The following is a 21,426-nucleotide window of genomic DNA, read 5'->3' as shown; positions in this document are numbered from 1 at the left end:
TCCAAATGGCCCGCAAACAGCAATTCAAAAGAAAAAAGAACACGATCAACGGCTGGCTGGTGCTGGACAAGCCCTATGGCATCACCTCCAACGAGGCGCTTGGCAAGATCAAGCGGATATTTTCACCGCAAAAGGTCGGCCATGCTGGCACGCTCGATCCGCGGGCGTCCGGTCTGCTGCCGGTCGCCTTTGGTGAGGCCACGAAAACGGTGCCTTTTGTGATGGACGGTCGAAAGGTTTACCGGTTCGAGGTGACCTGGGGCGCAGAAACCAACACCGACGACACCGAAGGCGAAGTGATCGCGACGTCTGATGTGCGGCCGGATACGGATGCCATTCGCTTGGTTTTGCCCGAATTTGTTGGTGAGATCATGCAGGTTCCACCGAAGTTCTCGGCGATCAAGGTGGCCGGGGAACGTGCCTATGATCTCGCCCGCGACGGCGAAGAGGTTGAACTCGAAGCCCGGCCGATCGACATGCACCGGCTGGACCTCGTGGAATGCCCGGATGTAAACCGCGCTGTCTTTGAAGCGGAATGCGGCAAAGGCACCTATGTCCGCGCACTTGCCCGTGATATCGGCCGCCGGCTGGGCACGCGCGGTCATGTCACCGAACTGCGCCGCTTGCTGGTCGGGCCGTTCGGTGAAGAGGATCTGGTCGCGTTGGATGAAATCCTTCAGATGGCAGAAGAGCTTGAAGAAGGTGCGGGTGTCGATGAGCTGGTAGAAGAGTTTGTCTTGCCGGTGCGCGAGGCGATGGATGAGCTGGTTGAAGTCACAGTCTCGGATGACGATGCAGCCAAGATCAAAAAGGGCATGGCGGTGCTTCTGCGTGGCCGGGACGCCCCGCTGAACTGTGATGTCGCCTTTGCCAGCCACGCAAGTGTTCCCGTCGCCATCGGCGCGATCGAGAAGGGCCGCTTTCAGCCGAGCCGGGTTTTTCATCTCTAAAGCCATATCTGCGATCCCTTCCTGACGTTTTGATCCAGCCGTGGCATGATGCCCAGATACAAACGTGAACCACTGGGCAAGGCGGCATTATGAAGCGCGGTCGGAAGGTCTTTTCTGATATTCTCGGGCGGGCAACGCGGCGCCAAATCCTGAAAACAGGCGCTGCCGCGGCACTGTCTGCGCCCTTCCTGACTGCAAGCACTGCGAAAGCCGAGAACGACGACTTCGATGTGATTGTGATTGGGGCAGGCATCGCAGGTCTGGCTGCTGCCCGGCGCCTCAAGGATCTTGGATACACTGTTGTGGTCCTCGAGGCGACGTCTGCCGTCGGTGGGCGGATCCGGACAGATTGGTCCTTGGGCGCGCCATTTGAGGTCGGCGCCGGCTGGATCCACAGGCCCGACGGAAACCCGATTTCAAAACTGGCACGTGCGATCGACGCGCCGACTTTTATCACCTCAGACGAAAGCTATCAGGTCTTTACCCAAGATGGCGATGCTGTTGTGAGATCCAAGATCAACTCCAAGTATCGTGACCTGATGCGCCTCTACAAGCGGGTTGACGACACCTTTGACAATGATCAGCCGTTGTCCGGGGCGATCCAGCGAGTTTCCAAAGAAAGCCTCAACGACCCGGTGCTGCGCTGGATGATGAGCGCCTATACGGAGTTCTCGACCGGCGGCCCGATCGACAAATTGTCGGCTTATTATTTCGATGAAGACAACGAGTTCGAGGGCGCCGATGTTATTTTGCCGGACGGTTACGACCAGATCCCCAAAAGCTTGGCCGCTGACCTCGACATTCGCTTCGAGACGGTGGTTGAGGCCATCGAATATGAAGATGGCGATGGTGCAGCGGTTCATACATCCAACGGCACCTATGAATCCGATTATGTCGTTTGCACGGTACCGCTCGGTGTCCTGAAAAAGGGCGCACTTACTTTCGTCCCGCCGCTCCCGGCATCGCACCAAAATAGCATTGAGAAAATTGGTTTCGGCAGTGTCACCAAACTGGCCTTGAAATTTGATGCGCCGTTCTGGCCCACGGATGTTCAGTATTTCGGCTATATGAGTGACCCGAAAGGCCGCTGGAACTATTTTGTCAATTACCGGACGTTCAGCCCGGAAAACATCCTTTTGGGGGTCTGCGTTGGTGACTATCCGTTTGTCGCCGAGCAAATGAGCGATCCTGAAATGATCGCCGACTGCATGAGGGCGCTGCGTGCGATGTTTGGTGACGGCATTCCCGAGCCTGTTGATCATCTGGCGACGCGTTGGTCGGAAGACCCGTTCACTTTTGGTGCCTACTCCTATTCGGCTGTCGGTAATACATCTGAAGATTTTGACCGCTTTGCAAAGCCCGTCGAGAACACGATTCTATTTGCCGGCGAGCACACAACGTTCGAGTTTCACGGCACGACACATGGAGCCTATTTGAGCGGACTGGCGGCAGCGGACTTGATTGAGGACGAACTTGCCGAAGACTGAAGCAACCATGCCCGATACCTCGGGCATGGCCTTTGCAAAAGGGTTCGCCTATTCGCCTGGGTCTGCCGGTATGTAGAGATCGCCGCCGGCGCGGTATTTGGCGGCCATCACCTCCATACCTTCTTTCTGGGCTTCTGTCCGGATGTCATGCGAGATCCGCATGGAACAGAATTTCGGCCCGCACATGGAGCAGAAATGCGCCACCTTGTGCGCTTCCTTAGGCAAGGTCTGGTCATGGAACGAGCGTGCGGTGTCAGGATCCAGTGACAGATTGAATTGATCTTCCCAGCGGAATTCGAAGCGCGCCCGGGACAGCGCATCATCCCGGATTTTTGCCGCTGGATGCCCTTTCGCAAGATCGGCCGCATGAGCCGCAATCTTGTAGGTGATTACACCGGTTTTCACGTCGTCGCGGTCCGGCAGACCTAGATGTTCTTTCGGCGTCACGTAACACAGCATCGCCGTGCCATACCAGCCGATCTGCGCCGCTCCAATCGCTGATGTGATGTGGTCATAACCAGGTGCGATATCGGTGGTCAGAGGCCCAAGCGTGTAGAACGGGGCTTCGCCGCAGGTTTCAAGCTGCTTGTCCAAATTGGCCTTGATCTTGTGCATCGGCACATGGCCTGGACCTTCGATCATCACCTGACAGTCTTTTGCCCAGGCGATCTGTGTCAGTTCACCAAGGGTTTCGAGTTCGGCGAACTGCGCGGCGTCATTGGCATCGGCAATGGATCCTGGACGCAGGCCGTCGCCGAGGGAGAAGGACACATCATAGGCCCGTGCGATATCACAGATATCCTCAAAATGCTCATAGAGAAAACTCTCCTTGTGGTGATGCAGGCACCACTTGGCCATGATCGACCCGCCGCGTGAGACAATCCCGGTCACCCGGTTGGCGGTGAACGGCACATAGTGAAGGCGTACGCCCGCGTGGATTGTGAAATAGTCCACGCCCTGTTCAGCCTGTTCGATCAAGGTGTCGCGGTAAACGTCCCAGGAGAGGTCTTCGGCAATGCCGTTCACTTTTTCCAGCGCCTGGTAAAGGGGAACGGTGCCGATCGGAACAGGCGAATTGCGAATGATCCAGTCGCGGTGTTGTGAATGTTCCGGCCAGTGGAAAGGTCCATCACCGTATCGGCCCCCCAGCGGATTGCCCAGACCATTTTTTCAACTTCCTCGGCCATGGAGGAGGTGACAGCAGAGTTACCGATGTTGGCATTGATTTTGACCAGGAAATTCCGCCCGATGATCATCGGCTCGCTTTCCAGGTGGTTGATGTTTGCCGGAATGATCGCCCGCCCGCGGGCAATTTCGTCCCTAACGAACTCCGGCGTGATGAAATCCGGAATGTCTGCCCCAAAGCTTTCGCCGTCCCGCTCCAATTTTTCTGCCGCAGCCTGGCGGCCAAGGTTTTCGCGGATGGCAACAAACTCCATTTCCGGTGTGATGATCCCGGCGCGGGCATAGGCCATCTGGGTGACGGCCTTGCCGCCCGTCGCCCTGCGCGGCAAATGGCTTTCCGGAAATTCCGGTGTCAGCCGGTCGCCGGCGGCAAAGCCGTTGTCTTCCGGTTTGAGCGCGCGGCCCTGGTACATTTCCGTGTCGCCCCGGCCAGAAACCCAGGTTTCGCGCAGCCGGGGCAAGCCACGGTCGATGGCGATTGATGCATCCGGATCTGTATAGGGACCAGAGGCGTCATAGACGGTTACCGGCGGCTCGCCGGCCGTCGGGTGCACCGAAATCTCTCGTATGGGCACGCGTATATCGGGATAGATCTCACCGGTTTGATGGGTCTTCTGGGACGCGGGCAGCGGGCCGGTGGTGACGGCTGGGACCGGTTTGGGGCTAAATGACATTGTTTATGAGCTCCTCTCTTAGAAAAAGAGATCCAGCTCACAGGCGATGGCACGCAAAACAGATTATGATGTTCCGCAAGATACGGACAAGAAAGCAGCATTTTTCAGACCATCCCTACGCCAGTATGAACTGGATCAGGTTCAACGGGTCACTGCGCCGCTCTTATGAGCACATCAGAATCTCAGCCCCTTGCCGGGACACCCCTGGTACGAGGCACATTGGTTTGTAGATCTACGGTTGTCAATTCTTGCGGGCCAACACTCTGTTGAAAGGTGTCTGTTGCGGTGCGAAAAATTCCAGAAACAAAATCCAAGATTCCGCTTTCCTTTTTCCCGGATTTCCGCCATATTCCGCCGCCATTGGGCATTAAGGCTCAATTCGTCCTTCAAGAACCTTTGCTGACCGACATCTCGGCTCTGGCGACTGATGGATCAGGCCGGTATTCCGGCAGTTCAACGCGCCCGGTCAACGGGCCTACCTCTTGAAAGGAAGAGCGATGTCGATCACTGCAGAGCGCAAAGCTGAGCTCATGAAAGAATTCGCCACCAAAGAAGGCGACACCGGTTCTCCGGAAGTCCAGGTTGCGATCCTCACCGAGCGTATCAACAACCTGACCCAACACTTCAAAGAGCATGGCAAGGACAACCACTCCCGCCGCGGTCTTTTGAAGATGGTTGCCTCCCGCCGGTCCCTTCTGGACTACACGCGTGGCAAAAGCGAAGAGCGTTACAAGTCGCTGATCGAGCGTCTTGGCATTCGCCGCTAAGGCTTGTTTTAGACTTGATCAACGCGGTGGGCTTGCCCGCCGCGTTTTTCTTTATGGCAACGGGACTGTTTTCTTCCATTCCTGCGGCCTTTGAGTGTTTCCCTTTTGGAAGCAAACACTCTATAGAAACCTCGTGACAAGTCATGGGGCAGGATTGCCAGCGTCTTTTCGAATTCATTGAAAAGCAGCTTGCCGTCTTGCCCATGACCTGTCCGCCGGTAACCGGCCCATCCGGGGCCGACCGGGAATGTGTTTGCCCCAGATGGACCGCTGAGGAATAGCGGCGGGGCAGGCAGTCTATGTTAAGGACAGATGATGTTTGATATTCATCGTGTAGAAGTCGACTGGGGCGGACGTCCGCTCGTACTCGAAACGGGCAAGGTTGCCCGTCAAGCCGACGGCGCTGTTATGGCGACTTACGGCGAAACCAAGGTTCTGGCGACTGTTGTTTCCGCCAAAGAGCCGCGTGCCGGCCAGGACTTTTTCCCGCTCACCGTGAACTACCAGGAAAAGGCGTTTGCCGCTGGTAAGATCCCGGGTGGCTACTTCAAGCGTGAAGGCCGTCCGTCTGAGCACGAAACCCTGACGTCCCGTCTGATCGACCGTCCGATCCGTCCGCTGTTTGCCGATGGCTACAAGAACGACACCCAGGTCGTCATCACGGTCCTGTCGCACGACATGGAAAACGCTCCGGACATCCTGGCAATGGTCGCAGCCTCTGCTGCCCTGACGCTTTCCGGTGTTCCGTTCATGGGCCCGATCGGCGGCGCGCGCGTTGGTTACATCGACGGCGAATATGTGCTGAACCCGATGGTTGACGACATGCCGGAATCCGCTTTGGATCTGGTTGTTGCCGGTACCAATGATGCGGTTCTGATGGTTGAGTCTGAAGCCAAGGAACTCGACGAAGACATCATGCTCGGCGCCGTTATGTTCGGCCACAAGGGCTTCCAGACGGTCATCGATGCGATCATCAAGCTGGCGGAAGCTGGTGCGAAAGAGCCGCGTGAATTCGTTGCAGCAGATCATTCCGAGCTGTTCGGCAAAGTGAAGGGTATTGCAGCTGACGATCTGGCCGCTGCCTACAAGATCACGACAAAAACCGACCGCAAGAACGCTGTAGACGCTGCCAAGGCAAAAGTCGTCGAGGCGCTGATCACCAACGCTGCCGAAGGCGAAGCTGTTGAAAGCAACGTGCTCGGCGAACAATTCAAGAAGCTGGAAGCTGAAATCGTTCGCGGCGGCATCCTGGACACCGGCACCCGTATCGACGGCCGTGACCTGTCTACCGTGCGCCAGATTTCGTCTGAAGTCGGCATTCTGCCGCGTGCGCACGGGTCTTCTCTCTTCACTCGCGGTGAAACGCAGGGCCTCGTTGTTGCGACCCTCGGTACTGGCGAAGATGAGCAATTCATCGACCTTCTGGAAGGCACTGTGAAGTCCCACTTCATGCTGCACTACAACTTCCCGCCATACTCTGTTGGTGAAACCGGCCGTATGGGCTCTCCGGGACGCCGCGAAATCGGTCACGGCAAGCTGGCCTGGCGCGCGATCAACCCGATGCTGCCGGCGCACCACGAATTTCCGTACACCCTGCGGGTTGTTTCCGAGATCACCGAATCCAATGGTTCGTCCTCCATGGCAACCGTTTGCGGTACCTCTCTGGCGCTGATGGATGCGGGTGTGCCGCTGAAGTCACCGGTTGCCGGTATCGCCATGGGCCTGATCAAGGAAGGCGAGCGCTTCGCAGTCCTGTCCGACATCCTGGGTGACGAAGATCACCTCGGCGACATGGACTTCAAGGTGGCCGGTTCTGAAAACGGCATTACCTCGCTGCAGATGGACATCAAGATCGACGGTATCACCGAAGAGATCATGAAGGTCGCTCTGGAGCAGGCCAAAGGCGGCCGGATCCACATCCTCGGCGAAATGGCCAATGCCATTACAGAAGCCCGCGCAGAGCTTGGCGAACACGCACCGCGCATCGAAATGATGAAAATTCCGGTCGACAAGATCCGTGAAGTCATCGGTTCGGGCGGCAAGGTTATCCGTGAGATCGTTGAAAAGACCGGCGCAAAGGTCAACATTGAAGACGACGGCACCGTCAAGATCGCCTCTTCCGATGGCAAGGCCATCAAGGCAGCTGTCAACTGGATTAACTCCATCGCAGCTGAGCCGGAAGTTGGCGTGATCTACGAAGGTACTGTTGTGAAGTGCGTTGACTTCGGCGCATTCGTGAACTTCTTCGGCGCGAAAGACGGCCTGGTTCATATTTCCCAACTGGCCCCGAGGAAAGTCGCAAAGGTCACAGACGTGATCAAGGAAGGCGACAAGGTCTGGGTCAAGCTCATGGGCTTTGACGAGCGCGGCAAGGTCCGCCTGTCCATGAAAGTCGTTGATCAGGAAACCGGTAAGGAAATCCCGAAAGACGAAGGCTAAGCCTTTCCAAATTAGACAAAAAGAAAACGCAGGTGCTTTGCGGCACCTGCGTTTTTAATTGATCCACCCTGAGCCTTGTAGACCTGGCTCTAACTGACTTTCAGCTGCAGTTCGGCTTTGAAGGGTTCTTCCTCCAGGAACTCAAAGAATTCATCCTGAGGCATCGGTTTGCCAAAGTAAAAACCCTGAATCTCACGGCATCCCATGTGCATCAAGATGGTGTTTTGCTTGCGGGTTTCGACCCCCTCGCAAATGACACCAATCGAGAGTGCATGTGCCATGGTGACAATGGCATTGACCAGTGCCTGGTCGTCCTTATCGGTTTCAATGTCCTTGATGAAAGACCGGTCGATCTTGAGCGTATCGATCGGCAAGCGTTTTAGATAACTCAAGGAAGAATAGCCGGTCCCGAAGTCGTCCAGAGATATCTTCACACCAAGGCTCTTGATGGCCGTCAACAGCGCGACAGGGTCGATCTGACTGTCATCGAACATCATGCTCTCGGTGATCTCTAATGTGAGGCTGCGCGGCGAGATGTCCGTTTCATCAAGGGTGGCTTTTACAAAATTGATAAAACCGTCTTCCCGGCATTGGCGTGGCGAGATATTGACGCCGATCCCGCCAAGGTCATAGCCGCGCTCAGTGCATTCCCGGTAGAACTCGCAGGCCTTTTTCAAGACCTGTTTTCCCAAGGGGACAATCAGCCCGGTGTCTTCTGCAATCGGAATAAATTCACCGGGCGAAACGATGCCAAGTTCTGGGTCGTTCCATCGGGCAAGAGCCTCACAGCCGGCCACGGTCCCCGATACGCACTCGATGATTGGCTGGATGTGGATTTCCAGCTGGTCGTTCTCAATGGCGCGGCGCAGCGCTGCTTCGAGCCGCAGGGCACGGGTCGCTCGTTCATTCATCTTTTTGGAGAAAAAACGGAACCGGTCGCCGCCGTCCGATTTGGCCTGGTTTCTAGCGGCCTCGGCTTGTTTCAGCAAAGCTGTCTCGGTTGTTCCATCAAATGGATAGACCGAAATCCCAGCGCTAGCGGTCAACACAATTTCTTTGCCTGCTTCGGCATTAATTTTTCTTGAGATGTTATGCAGAATATCTTGAGCAATTCGTTCTATTTCCCAATCGTCTTCCGTATCAGTCAGCAGAACTGCAAATTCATCACCGCCGATCCTAGAAACCGTGTCGCTGCTATCGACAATGGTTTCTATCCGTTTTGCGATAGTTTGCAGGATAGGGTCACCCACCTCATGTCCGTAAAGGTCGTTGACAGCTTTAAACCGGTCGATATCGATAATGAGCACAGCCCCGGTGGCATCCGTTTTTTCTTGCTGAGCCAGGCTTTGACGTAAACGGTCGAGGAAGAGATTTCGGTTCGGCAAGCTGGTCAAGGCATCATAATTTGCATGTTGCTCAATGAGTTTTTCCTGCTCTTTTCGATCTGAAATATCGGTAATGGTGGTGTGAATAGCTGGAGCATCGTTCCAAGTTGTCATGCGAACGTGTTGCTCGATCCAAATCGGGTCACAGGATTTACTGTGCGCAATGACCTCATAAACAGTAGGTGCTACGCCACCCACTTCACGAATCCTACGGTAATTGCGCATGCGTTCATGCTCTTCTGGGGCATAGATTTTCCAGATAGATTGGCCGACGAGTTGATCGATTTCGTCAGCGTCGTACCCCAGTATTTGCAGCAGTGCATCGTTTACATAGAGGATCTTCGAGTTTGAATGAATAACGATCCCCTGCAGCGATCCGTCGATAAGTTCCCGGAATTGCGCATTGGTTTTTTGAACAGACGCAAACGCTTTATCAAACAGTGAACCTAGCAAATTGTATTCAGCAATTCGTCCTTGTTCGAACTGCTCTGATTTGTTGTTGTCAGCGCGTGCACTGGCATAGCTAACCAGGGAGGCAAGGCTGGATGCTGTGATCTGGTTGACGAGGTAAGCTGCCGCGATCGACGCTATGCCGATGTAAAGGAGAAATGGAAAGAAGATGTCCAGATAGGTGTCTTCAATGTTGTTAAGTGTGTCGCTGGGCTCTTCGGCGATCACATAAATCGGACTGCCAGAATCTCCTGCTTCGAGGACGGACTTTGTAAAAAGTTTGGCTTCCCAGAGGACATTCGATTTGTCCCCAAGCAGTGCAAGCACTTCCTGAACATGAGCAGGGTCGGTGAACACCCCATAAGACGCAAGCGTTTGATTGCGATGAACAATGGCAATGTCCTGAACGCTCAGGACATTGGAAAGACTATCCAAAAGAGTAAATGAGTCATTGATCAAACTGCCGCCGATCAGTCTGGCAATAACCCGGCCGTCTTCGGGGTTAATGACAGGAATTGCAATAACAGCCAGGTTTGTTGGCTGGTCTGTCGATTGATCACTGTAAAACCGCCATACATCCGGCGGCATCGTCCGCAACGTCTGTCCCGGCAACACCGCGCCAACATCGACAAGGGCGAGACTGGCATTCAACCAGCCCATTTGCTTTTCATGATCCAGGATTAGAACGTCCGGCAATGCGCCTGATGAATTCTGTCCGGCCAATTCCAAAATGCGCGTCGCTTTTCCGGAATCGTATTCATTTACCGAGTCGATCAAATCCTGATCAACGGCCGTTGTCCTGAGCTGATCTTCGATGCTTTTAAGATGGGATTCAAATACGAGTCGGGCTAGCGACTGATCACGTTCGGCATAACGCTGGGCTTCCAGTTCAGCGATGGAAAGGCTTCCAAGAAAGGTAATTCCGAAAATCGCAATGCCGGTCGCCATCAAGCCGATAACAAATAGGCTTCCGATCAACCAGCTGAACTTAAGTCCTTTAGTCTTCATTTCGAATACCGGAACGCCCGCGCTTTTAGTTCATTGATATCTTCTGCTGAGTTTTCTTTTGATACAACAGCGAATTCTCCGGAGAAGACGATCGGGATTTCAGCGCTCTTTCCAGATTGATCCAGAACAATGGCTTCCGCCATGGCAACACCGTTGTCATCGTTCATACGCATGACCGTTACTTCCAGCTCACCTTTGAGGATAGCATCGAGTTCATCACTGCCGCCGCCCCAGCCGTTGGTGATGACATTTGCTTGGCGGTTGCGGCTTTTAATCGCGTCGATTGCGCCAAGCGCTATATCGGTGGAGCAGGCGTAAATGAAGTCCAGGTTTGGGTTTTCATCAAGGATCCGCTCCGCTGCATCCCGTGATTTCTGCCGGTCATAGCCGACATAATAAGAGGCTTTGAGATTCATGCTGTCCGGATCGGAGTAAGCCTGCAGAAATGTATTGCCCCGGGCCCGGCTAACGTATCCGCGTGGCCCGAACAGAATTGCGAAGTTCTTTTTTGTACCAAGGCGTTTTTTGTAATAGTCGATCAAGAGCTCTGTCCCGGTCACATGATCGAAGCCGACATATAGGAACGGCTGTCGGTCACGCCACGCTTTCAAGGGCGTCGTGATGTTTTGCAAGATTACTTTGGGTCGCCCACGGGCAATCAAGCGTTGGACAATCGGCTTGTGGCGCAAAGCGTCGAGCGTGAAAACCAGATAATCCGGATCGTTTTTCAAGGCTTCGGTAATGAGTTGGGCTTGGTTACCGACATAAGACGAAGAGCCGGAGAAAAAGGATCCAATCTCGTACGGCAGACCAATTTCAGCCAAACGGGCTTCAAATGAACTCAAACTCCGACGCCAATAGTCAGACGCTTGTTTTCCCGGGTAGATAACAGCGATCTTGACTGGCTCTAGCGCCCCATCGATTTTGATGGCATCGGCTGAAACGCGTTTGGTGAAGTTATCCGATGTTTGTTTTTGTCTTTCGTTCAGTTCTGTGAATTCCGCCAGTGACCAGAACTCATCCAAACTGCTGCCTTGAGCTTGTGCGGCAAAGTGGCCGGCCACCAAGAGCCAAAAGACCGCAAGACCAGCAATAAGGGTAGTTTTGAAGGCGTAGCCGTTCAAAGTATTCACTAGTTTCATTTGTGGCCTCCCTCCCTGGCAGTCGTTGCGCCTAAAACAAAACGTATTTTTGTGTGCAAGAACAAGCAATGCAACTAAAAGCGTTATTGCGATATTTCACAATGTTGGTCCAATTTCTAAGATATTCTAAACAGATACAAAAAATACTTAATGATGTTGAGTTGTTGTCGCTTCCTCTGTGCATAAGATCATCCCGTGGCCGAAATGCTCTGATCCTTTGGATTTTTTTCTCTGATATATTTCTTGAACGAGCTTGGATCCATCGGTGGAGCAACATAGTCTCCTTGAACAAAAGAGCAGCCGAGACTGCGTAGCAGCAAACATACTTCGCGAGTGTCGGCTCCATTACAGATCACCTGGATGTTCATTGAGTTTGCCATCGTGGTGATCGCCTTAACGAGCTTTTGCCGGTTGGGGTCTTGGATGGCGTCGTCAGTAAGAGCGCGATCGATCTTCAGCATATCGATGGGAAGACTTGTTAGCTCTTCTAGAGATGTTGTGCTGATCCCGAAGTTGCCCAAAGTCACTTTCACACCGAGGCCGGCCAGCCTTGGGAAAGTGTTCTGTAAATCGGGTATCTGCCTGCTTGATAAACCATCAGATAGCTCCAGCCGCAGACCAGAAGGATCTATGTCCGCTGATTTCAAGGCAGCTTTTAAAGTCTGCGAAAACTCTGGATCACAGCATTGATGGCTTGAGACACTGATGCTGATGGCTGGCAGTCTGTGCCCCTCATCAACTATGGACCGGTAAAAGGTACAGGTTTGTTGAAGGGTCCATTTCCCAAGAGCTTGCGTAAGACCTGCGTCCTCTGCTGCACTGGTGATCTCCGCTGCGGTGACCAATCCAAGTTGTTTGTTTTGCCAGTAAACCGCCGCATCGCACACAATCAACTTGCCTGTGTCGACATTGATTGCCGGTTGAAAACTGAGGTCCAGCTCTCCGTCCTCGATTGCTTTGCCTAAGGTTGTTTCGAGCAACAAGGCGCGAGCCGCTCTTTCATTCATCCTTTTGGAGAAAAAGCGGAATTGGTTGTGACCCTCTGACTTGGCGTGGTCTCTAGCGGATTCTGCTTGTTTCAGCAGGGTTGTCTCGTTCGTGCTGTCAAGTGGATAGACCGAAACCCCGATATTGGCGGTGAATTCGATGTCTTTGTCTTTTCCAACATCAAACTCTTTTGAAAGGGCCTGCAGGATCTTTTGCGCAACCTGTTTTGTTTTCCAGTCGTCCTTAATGTCGGTTAAAAGAACGGCGAATTCTTGGTAGCCAAGCTGTGAAACCGTATCGCGGCTACCAACAACCCTTTCGATCCGTTTGGCGACTTCTTGCAGGACTGGATCCCAGGTTTCATGGACAAAGGGTTTATCCGCCGATTTCAGTAGGTCGAAACTGATGATGAATACGGCCCCGATTGAATTCGATTTTTCTTGCTGTACGAGGTCCTGGCGCAGGCAGTCTAGAAAGAGAGTGCGGTTCGGCAGTCCTGTCAGAACGTCATAGTCTGCATACTGCTCGATCAGTTTTTTCTGCGCTTTGCGTTTTTGTATATCTGTGACGGTAGCGTGGATTGCGGGCGACCCATTCCACGATGTCATTCGGACATGTTGTTCGACCCAGATTGGGTCGCCAGTTTTTTTTAAAGCCTTCACTTCGTAAACTGATGGGAGAACACCACCTTCTAAACGGAGCTTCCTATATTTGCGCATACGCTCATGCTCTTCAGGAGCGTAGATCTTCCAGATGGACTGACCAACAAGTTCATCAGCGCCATAGTCCAAAATCTGAAGCAAGGCATTGTTTATATAAAGGATCTTTTCGTTTGAATGAATGACCATCCCCTGGATCGAATCATCAATCAATTCACGGAACTGTGCATCACGTTCAAGAGTGACCTCAAATGCGTGATGGAAGTTCTTTGCGAGCTGATTGAATTCACGGATCAGTCCAGGTGGTGGTGGATCCGGCACATTACTTCGGCTCAGGTCGCTAGTGTAAGTTAAAAGCGATCTGAGCCCGCCTGAAGTGATCTTATTGATCAGAAGGGCAATGCCGATGGTCAACAACAGTGTATAGAGCAAAAACGGAGGAAACAGGCGAAGGTATGTGTCATCAACCTTTTGAAGTGTATCCACTGGCTGCTTAATAACCGCAGAAAAAAGGTGACCATCAAAAGTCTGCTTCAGTGGCGTGGCAATATAAAGCGTATCGCCGCGAAGCGCTGATGTCGTCTCGCCAAGGGTTTCTGGCCAGATATTCGGCAGGTCACCGGTGGTAATGTCTCCCACGCCTGCAACCATCTCATTTTCATGAAATAGGCCGAGACTGAATACACTAAGGGTGTCAGCCAAAAGGCCAGGCAAAATATAGGAGTCTGTAATAGCGATCCCGCCAACAATTTTACCAATTAATTCGCCGGATTCTGGATGGAGAATAGAAACCGACAAAGCAGCAGTCATGTATTCCGGTTCAATGTCATGATTGGTGTAGGTGACCCAGAGATCCGGTGGAAAGGAGTTTCTAATTTCTGCCGGAATGTGTTCGCGAATGTCTACGAGACCTAGACTAACATTGAGCCATTCCGGTTCACTAGGAAGGTCGATGAGCAAGAGGTCAAGGACGGCGTTGTTCAGGCCAAGTGTAGCCTGTTCGGCGATCCTTAAAGCAGTGGGCAGGTCCTTTTGCTCAATAGCTGCCCTTATGTCAGGGTCAGAGGCAATGCTTCTGATTTGTATCTCAAGCCGCTCAAAATACTGATCAACAACCAGGCGGGTAAGTGCAGCTTGTGACTTCGCGGTGCGGGAGATTTCATGCTCCGCGATCGATCTGCTGCCGAGCAAGGTAATCCAAAAGAGGGCAAAGCAAGTGGCAATCAGTCCAAATGCAAACAACGCCACAATAAGGCGATTGTACGATATGGATAAATTGGATTGCACATCCAGCTCCTGTGGCGGCACTTTACCAGTTTATTCGTGTTTTGTTTTGATCGCGCGGTTATCAAATAGACGGGTCAGTTTCTGCCCAGACACATCAAAGCTGACTAATAATGTTTGCTTGCAGACCTGATCGTCGGCTGGCCGGAAGAGCACTGGGTGGATGACGTTTTTCATTTTTGGCCAGTTCCTCACAGCTAGAGTGATACTTAGAAACTTTATTGCGCGCCGAGTTTAGCAATCGTGAAGTGAATTTGGAATTTTGAAGCAGAAATTGTGTTTTGGCAAAATAAGACTTAAAATTGAAAGTAATGACCATGGTAATAATGCTAATGAATTCTATCTCGTATTGCCTGGTTCCACGAGATTCTGAGATTTGCTAGCCGTCGCGAAGCTGCTATACCGCTGCCGGAGTTAAACGAGGACAAGGTATGGGTGTGATGCGCTTGGTAGTCGTTGGTGCTGGTGGTCGGATGGGGCGGGCCTTGATCCGCGCCGTGACCGAAGCCAATGGTGCAGATGTTGTTGCGGCTATTGAGCAGGAAGGGTCCAGCTTTCTAGGCCGGGATGCCGGTGAGCTCTCGGGTGTTGGTGCGCTGGACGTACTGATTACCGATGACCCTTTGACGGCCTTTGCAAAAGCAGATGGTGTTCTGGATTTCACGGCCCCAAAAGCGAGTCTCTGGTTTGCCGAATTGGCGGCTCAAGCCAGGATCGTTCATGTCATTGGGACAACTGGGTGGGGAGCCGATGAGGACGCTCCGCTAAAAGCTGCTGCCCGCCATGCCCGGATTATCAAATCTGGAAATATGAGCTTGGGTGTCAATCTGCTCGCAAGTTTGGTTCGAAAAGCGGCAGCTGCTTTGGACGCGGATTTCGACATTGAAGTTCTGGAGATGCATCACAAGCACAAGGTTGATGCGCCCTCAGGCACCGCCCTTCTATTGGGAGAAGCTGCCGCAGAGGGGCGCGGAATCGATCTTGAGGCCCACTCTGTGCGCAGCCGCGACGGCATTATGGATCCGCGCAGGACTGGCGATATAGGATTTGCCACTCTGCGCGGCGGTTCTGTCATTGGTGAGCACTCGGTTATTCTCGCCGGAGAAGGCGAACGCATCGAGCTGACGCATCGGGCAGAAGACCGCCAGTTGTTCGCCCGTGGGGCTGTAAAGGCCGCGCTATGGGGATTTGACCAAAAACCCGGGTTCTACTCTATGGCCGATGTTCTCGGCCTAGATTCTTGAAATATTTAGAGATTATCCACCTGAGGAGATCGGAATGGAACGCCTGCTAGTGCTTGTCCGCCACGGACAGAGCGAATGGAACTTGAAGAACCTGTTCACCGGCTGGAAGGATCCGGGTCTGACGGAGCAAGGCGTCGCGGAAGCCCATAAAGCGGGCGAGCAATTGCGTGACCTGAAACTGACATTCGATTTGGCCTTCACGTCTGTTTTGTCCCGCGCTCAAAAAACGCTTGGCATCATTTTGGATGAATTGGATCAGGCCGGCCTGGAAACCATCAAGGACCAGGCATTAAACGAGCGCGATTACGGCGATCTGACCGGTATGAACAAGGACGAAGCGCGCGAGAAATTCGGTGAAGAGCAGGTTCACATTTGGCGCCGGTCCTACGACATTCCGCCTCCTGGCGGCGAAAGCCTGAAACTGACCGCTGAACGCGTCTTGCCGTATTACAAGGCCGAAATTCTACCCCGTGTGCTTGCTGGCAAGCGCACGATCGTGGCGGCCCATGGCAATTCCTTGCGTGCTTTGATCATGGAGCTTGAAGGCCTCAGCCCGGAAGAGATCCTCAAGCGGGAACTAGGAACTGGGACGCCGGTTATCTACCGGCTGGACGAGGATGGAAACGTTCTGAGTGTGCAGGACCTGGCTGCCTGACAGTTGTGAGCCCGAATTACAAAGGGCGGCCGATTGGCCGCCCTTTTCTTTATTTAGACTTCAAAACCGCTTTGCGCCGCGAGGTTTTTCAACGGGCGTTCCGGGCGAGCGCCCACGTGCTTGATGACGCTAGCAGCGCAAATGCAGCCAAGTTCAGCTGCAGTCGTCAAAGAATAGTCCCGGGCCAGGCCGAACAGGAACCCGGAGGCAAAAAGGTCGCCGGCTCCGGTTAGATCGACAACATTATCCACGTCCTGCGCAGGGACTTTGACGGTCTCGTCGCGGGTGACAATCATTGCGCCTTCTTTGCCGAGAGTGAGCGCAGTTATGGCGCCGCTGTTGCGCGCAGCATCAATAGCGGTATCGAGATCACCGGTCTGATAGAGCGCCTTTAGTTCATGCTCATTTGCAAACATCAGATCAACAACACCGTCGGACAGCAGGCCCTTGAACTCATCGCGGTACCTGTCGACACAGAAGGAGTCCGACAGGGTTATGGCAACCTTCCGGCTGTGTTTGTGCGCGATCTCGGCGGCCGCTAAAAAGGCTTTCTTGGCTTCTTCCGGATCCCACAGATAACCTTCCATATAGGTGATCGCAGAGGCAGCAACGACATCCTCATCAACATCTGACGGGCTGAACTCTGTGCAGGCTCCGAGATAGGTGTTCATGGTTCGCTCGCCATCCGGCGTGATCAGGATCATCGACCGGGCAGTGGGCTTCCATTCACGCAGGCGCGGTGTGTTGAAGTATACACCGGTGCCGTTCATGTCGTGATAATAACTGTCGCCGAGTTCATCCTCAGCCACCTTGCCAAAGTAGGCTGGCTTACCGCCAAGGGATGCAATGCCTGCGGCCGTGTTGCCAGCACTGCCGCCCGAAACCCGCACAGTCTGCCCCATCTTGTTGAACAGTTCGACCGCTTCGTCGGTTTCGATCAGCCGCATAGAGCCTTTAACGAGATCTTCCTTTACAAGAAAATCCTCTTCCACATGGGCAAACACATCACAAATGGCATTCCCGATGCACAGGGCATCAAAACGGATCTCGGTCATTGGGTCCTCTGGGGGTCCTCTGGGATTAGGGCGTTGCCCTTAAGATTGCGGATTGGGTCTTAAGGCTCGGTTAGCTTCCGGTTCACGGATCTTGTCGCGGAAGGGACTTGCCCGGTAAACGCCGACAATTTTAAGTTCGGCGCAGAAAAACGCGAGTTCCTCAAGAGCCAGAGCGACATGCGGATCGTTCGGATGACCCTCAATGTCGGCATAAAACATGGAAGCGAAAAACTGGCCTTCCAGCTGGTAGGATTCCAGCTTGGTCATGTTGACGTTGTTTGTCGCAAATCCACCGAGCGCTTTGTAAAGCGCCGCCGGCACGTTGCGGACCCGGAAAATGAAGGTGGTGATCACTGGTTGGCCATTGTGAGCCGCTTCCATCTTGTCCCGGGATAAGATGACAAAACGTGTCGTGTTGTGCGCTTCGTCTTCGACATCTTGGCGCAGGATATCCAGCCCGTAAATCTCGGCAGCCATCTTCGGAGCGAGAGCCGCGTGTGTGGGATCTCCAAGCTCTGCAATCTGCCGTGCGGAGCCGGCCGTGTCGGCGCCGACCACGGCGGTCAAGCCAAGTTCACGTATGATGTTGCGGCACTGACCGAGTGCGTGCACATGGCTTTGGACCGTTGTCAGGCTCTCAAGCTGCGTGCCTTTGGGAGCCATGAGCTGAAACCGGATCGGCATGAAGTATTCGCCGATGATATGCAGGTTTGAGCCCGGCAAAAGGTGGTGAATGTCAGCCACACGGCCGGCCACCGAGTTTTCGATCGGGATCATCGCGAGATCCGATTTTCCCTCTGCCATTGCCGAAAAACAGTCTTCAAAGGTGGCGCAGGGAATGGCCTCGTAGTCAGGATAAACATCGCGGCACGCCATATGTGAGTTGGCGCCGGTCTCCCCCTGGAAGACGATTTTTTTCGGATTATTCATGGGTGTGTCCAGCTTCTGTGCGGCAGGGTCATAGGGTTCGGTAGGCCGCGCGGGCCCGTTCTAGATCATCGGGTGTGTTGACGTCCATTGGGGCGGAGCCAATGATCGACACATCGATCCGCATCCCCGCTTCCAGCGCACGAAGCTGTTCCAGCTTCTCGCGTTTTTCAAGTGGAGAAGGTGGTAAAGCAACAAATTGGTTCAAAGCAGCCCGTCGATAGGCATAGATGCCGATGTGGTGATAGAGCGGGCCTTCGCCGCCCGGAGCGGTGACGCGAGTGAAATAGAGCGCCCGGTGATGGCCATGGCCGTTGGGGCTTGTCACTGCTTTGACAAAGTTCGGATCGTCCCGGAAATCCGGATTGGTGAGCTCAGTCATTATGGTGCCAATATCGACGCCTGGAACAGATAGCGGAGCAAATGCCGCACGAATCGCGGCAGGTTCAATCAAGGGAACATCCCCTTGCACATTCAGCACAATGTCGAATTTTCCGTCCGGATCGGCGATATCGGCGGCTTCATGGATCCTGTCTGAGCCAGATTCGTGATCGGTGCGGGTCATAATGGCTTTGCCGCCATGGTCGTGTACGGCCTCAGCGATGCTGCTATCGTCAGTTGCCACTGCTACAGGTCCGATATCGGCATTCAAAGCCTGCTCTAGAACCCTCACAATCATAGGTTTTCCGCAGATGTCCGCCAACGGCTTGTTTGGTAGCCGTGTGGCAGATAGCCGGGCGGGAATAATGACAATGGCTGAACTCAAACCGGTCTCCTTGGGGGCGTCTGGAAGCACAAAAATGGCCAATTTCCAGGTCCGCGTCCGAATGTCGTACACGTTGTCCTTTTAAAGCTATGGACAGCAAGGTCAAAAAATTTGTAGGTTCCGGCGAAATTCGAAGAGCTGATAGGGTTCGTGACCACAAAGTTACGGGCCCGGACGCGTATGAGCTTGGAGCCGGAGAGAATGGATTCCTTTACGCTGAACAAGGCCGCAGGTGCGGTTCTTATGGTGTTGATATTGACTATGGGTGTTGGAATCGTTTCCGACATTATTTTTGAGCCGACGATTCCGGGCAAGCCGGGCTATGAAATTGTCGTCGCCTCAGCAGAAGATTCAACTTCTGAAGTAACACCTGAGCCGGATGCTGTTCCGATCGGCGAACTTATGGCGGCAGCTTCAGCATCTGCAGGTGAAAAAGTTGCGAAGAAATGCGCAGCTTGCCACACCTTTGATCAAGGTGGCGCCAACAAGGTCGGCCCGAACCTCTATGATATCATTGGCCGCAAGCCAGGTGGCGTGGACGGCGCGAAGTACTCGACCTCCATGGTTGCCTACGGTGAAGGAAATCCTGAGTGGACCTATGAGGGGCTTAACAGCTTCTTGGAGTCTCCGAAAAACTACGTCTCTGGCACATCGATGGGTTTTGCCGGCCTGCGTAAACCGGAAGACCGCGCAAACATGATTGCGTACATGCGTGAGCAATCTGATGCGCCAAAACCGTTGCCTGGCGAGTAAAGCGCAAGGCGTTTTCCTGAAGGTATAGGTAAAATTATTAGAAAGCCGGGCGAAAGTCCGGCTTTCTTCTTTTGTTTATGTAGAAAATTAATATTTGTGACGCTACGTAGTATTTGAGTTATATTGTCATAAACGACGTTTGGATCGGGTCCAGCCGGCATGAGCGGGTTACGTCAGTACTTTACATATACAAATGGTACCTGGGTCGCGTCCCTTGTCGCTGTCGTATGTTTTCTTACCGGTGTCGCTTTGACAGCGCATGTCGGAAACACGGTGCGCAGTGAGCTTGTTTCTCAAAACAAACGTGAAGCTGTCGCCAGACTGTCTGAAGTGCGCGCCCGCCTGGAAGGCGAACTCAGCCGGACAGTGGCCTATGGGTTGGGCTTACGCGCCAACGTTATCCATTTTGCAAATCAACCCTTTGAAGCTGCGCATTATGAAGCCGTTGCGGCGGACCTGATCGAGGGAAATCCGGTCATTCGGTCGATTGGCCTGGCGCCAAACAATATATTGCGGGCCGTGTATCCACACCAGCCGAATCAGGCGGCTATCGGCCTGAATTACCGGATGAACACCAGCCAATGGCCCGCGATCCGAAGGGCAATGCTTGAGCGTGATGTGGTCATTGCTGGCCCTTTGGAGTTGGTTCAGGGGGGGCGGGCTCTTTTGATCCGGATTCCTGTATTTCCGCCAATCAATCCCGGTCAGCCACTTGCTGAGCGACCCTATTGGGGGGTCGCATCGCTCGTTGTCGACGAGGCGGGTTTGATGAAGGCTGCTGGTGTATCTGATACCGCCAACGAACTCAGGATCGAGATCATCGACAAGGGTGCAGCCAATCCGGACAACGCACATGTTTTCGGTGGGTTTGGCCTTTTGGCCGAGGACGGTGTTGGACTGCCTCTAAACTTGCCAGGTGGGCTGAATTGGGAAGTGCTCGGCTATCCGAGAAATGGCTGGGTGGCCAATGAAAGAAATATCTGGATCACGCAGCTGGTTGGCAGCCTGATTTCATTGGTGTTCGGCGCCATGGCGTTCTTGTTGATCAGTGAAGTCTATAAAGTCCGGTCAATGGCTTTGCATGATCCGTTAACCGGGTTGGCCAACCGCCGCCTCCTTGAAGATCGCATGCTCCAATTTGCCGTGATGTCGGAGCGGACAGGAAATGGTTTCGAGATCTTTTATGTAGATCTGGATGCATTCAAACCCGTCAACGACAATTATGGGCATGCGGTCGGCGATCAGTTGTTGATAGAAGTCAGCCACCGTTTGCAGCAGCAAATCCGGCAGACCGATACAGTTGCCCGGGTAGGTGGTGATGAATTTATCATATTGACTCCGGGCAACATGCGCCGAGCGGAAAAGGATGCATTCCTGGAGCGTTTGGCCGACCGGGTCTCGCAAATGTTCGAATTCTCGGGCGTTCGAATTGAGGTTAAAGCCAGTATCGGAAGCGCAAGTTTTCCAAGTGATGCCGGAACCATAGATGATCTGCTGCGGGTCGCTGACAGCCGCATGTATGCCCAAAAGGCCAAAAACCGGCAAAAGACTGAAGTTGCCGCTGGCAGCGGAGTGCCTCAGACAGGTTAAATTTCTGTCATATCATGCC

General features: G+C 53.4%; 14 protein-coding genes, 1 pseudogene and 1 riboswitch. Of the genes and pseudogenes, 8 read left to right on the top strand and 7 right to left on the bottom strand.

The window, feature by feature from the left end; genetic code table 11:
- Positions 1–5: 5 nt before the first annotated feature.
- Entirely contained in the window at positions 6–950 is a 945-nt protein-coding gene (gene truB, locus FJ695_RS02120) for a tRNA pseudouridine(55) synthase TruB (RefSeq protein WP_141183900.1), read from the top strand.
- An 89-nt stretch (positions 951–1,039) separates the two neighbouring features.
- Positions 1,040–2,437, top strand: a complete 1,398-nt coding sequence (locus FJ695_RS02115; protein ID WP_141183899.1) for an FAD-dependent oxidoreductase — start codon at positions 1,040–1,042, stop codon at positions 2,435–2,437.
- Between the two features lie 48 nt (positions 2,438–2,485).
- Here the strand turns inward: FJ695_RS02115 and thiC are convergent.
- Positions 2,486–4,296: pseudogene (gene thiC / locus FJ695_RS02110) on the bottom strand (phosphomethylpyrimidine synthase ThiC).
- Between the two features lie 95 nt (positions 4,297–4,391).
- Positions 4,392–4,511: riboswitch (TPP riboswitch) on the bottom strand.
- A 282-nt stretch (positions 4,512–4,793) separates the two neighbouring features.
- Here thiC and rpsO point away from each other — a divergent pair.
- Both rpsO and pnp read left to right on the top strand, forming a co-directional pair.
- Positions 4,794–5,063 carry a 30S ribosomal protein S15 gene (rpsO, locus tag FJ695_RS02105; protein WP_141183898.1) on the top strand — a complete coding sequence of 90 codons (270 nt, stop codon included), beginning with the start codon at positions 4,794–4,796 and terminating at the stop codon, positions 5,061–5,063.
- Between the two features lie 315 nt (positions 5,064–5,378).
- A complete protein-coding gene (gene pnp / locus FJ695_RS02100; RefSeq protein WP_141188533.1) occupies positions 5,379–7,502 on the top strand; it encodes a polyribonucleotide nucleotidyltransferase in 2,124 nt (707 codons plus the stop codon).
- An 89-nt stretch (positions 7,503–7,591) separates the two neighbouring features.
- Here the strand turns inward: pnp and FJ695_RS02095 are convergent, their stop codons facing one another.
- From FJ695_RS02095 to FJ695_RS02085, 3 genes are all read right to left on the bottom strand, one after another.
- Positions 7,592–10,345 (bottom strand): EAL domain-containing protein, encoded by a 2,754-nt coding sequence (locus FJ695_RS02095; RefSeq protein WP_141183897.1) that lies wholly within the window; start codon positions 10,343–10,345, stop codon positions 7,592–7,594.
- Positions 10,342–11,487: a substrate-binding domain-containing protein gene (locus tag FJ695_RS02090; RefSeq protein WP_141183896.1), complete on the bottom strand. Its 1,146-nt coding sequence runs from the start codon at positions 11,485–11,487 to the stop codon at positions 10,342–10,344. The genes FJ695_RS02095 and FJ695_RS02090 overlap by 4 nt, the downstream gene beginning before the upstream one ends.
- 188 nt (positions 11,488–11,675) lie before the next feature.
- Complete coding sequence (locus FJ695_RS02085; RefSeq protein WP_141183895.1) at positions 11,676–14,420, bottom strand: EAL domain-containing protein; 2,745 nt, start codon at positions 14,418–14,420, stop codon at positions 11,676–11,678.
- A gap of 428 nt (positions 14,421–14,848) precedes the next feature.
- On the opposite strand from FJ695_RS02085, the gene dapB reads away from it, so the two are divergent.
- Together dapB and FJ695_RS02075 are read left to right on the top strand one after the other, a co-directional pair.
- Entirely contained in the window at positions 14,849–15,661 is an 813-nt protein-coding gene (gene dapB / locus FJ695_RS02080; protein ID WP_141183894.1) for a 4-hydroxy-tetrahydrodipicolinate reductase, read from the top strand.
- A 34-nt stretch (positions 15,662–15,695) separates the two neighbouring features.
- Positions 15,696–16,316 (top strand): 2,3-bisphosphoglycerate-dependent phosphoglycerate mutase, encoded by a 621-nt coding sequence (locus FJ695_RS02075; RefSeq protein WP_141183893.1) that lies wholly within the window; start codon positions 15,696–15,698, stop codon positions 16,314–16,316.
- Between the two features lie 53 nt (positions 16,317–16,369).
- Here FJ695_RS02075 and FJ695_RS02070 read toward each other — a convergent pair whose 3' ends face one another.
- Genes FJ695_RS02070 through FJ695_RS02060 form a run of 3 tightly spaced genes read right to left on the bottom strand, consistent with a single transcriptional unit; the run spans position 16,370 to position 19,064 of the window.
- Positions 16,370–17,371: an adenosine kinase gene (locus FJ695_RS02070; protein WP_141183892.1), complete on the bottom strand. Its 1,002-nt coding sequence runs from the start codon at positions 17,369–17,371 to the stop codon at positions 16,370–16,372.
- Positions 17,372–17,410: 39 nt separating this feature from the next.
- Positions 17,411–18,301 (bottom strand): prephenate dehydratase, encoded by an 891-nt coding sequence (locus FJ695_RS02065; protein WP_141183891.1) that lies wholly within the window; start codon positions 18,299–18,301, stop codon positions 17,411–17,413.
- A 28-nt stretch (positions 18,302–18,329) separates the two neighbouring features.
- Positions 18,330–19,064 (bottom strand): 3-deoxy-manno-octulosonate cytidylyltransferase, encoded by a 735-nt coding sequence (locus tag FJ695_RS02060; protein WP_209010887.1) that lies wholly within the window; start codon positions 19,062–19,064, stop codon positions 18,330–18,332.
- Between the two features lie 201 nt (positions 19,065–19,265).
- Here FJ695_RS02060 and FJ695_RS02055 point away from each other — a divergent pair, with 201 nt between their 5' ends.
- Positions 19,266–19,817 (top strand): cytochrome c family protein, encoded by a 552-nt coding sequence (locus tag FJ695_RS02055; RefSeq protein ID WP_141183889.1) that lies wholly within the window; start codon positions 19,266–19,268, stop codon positions 19,815–19,817.
- A gap of 159 nt (positions 19,818–19,976) precedes the next feature.
- Positions 19,977–21,407, top strand: coding sequence for a diguanylate cyclase (locus FJ695_RS02050; protein ID WP_141183888.1), 1,431 nt, complete (start codon positions 19,977–19,979; stop codon positions 21,405–21,407).
- Positions 21,408–21,426: the final 19 nt, after the last annotated feature.

The sequence above is a fragment of the Labrenzia sp. PHM005 genome, from assembly GCF_006517275.1.
Classification (GTDB): domain Bacteria; phylum Pseudomonadota; class Alphaproteobacteria; order Rhizobiales; family Stappiaceae; genus Roseibium.
Note: the sequence above shows the minus strand (reverse complement) of the source record. Positions and strands in the feature narration are given on the sequence as shown.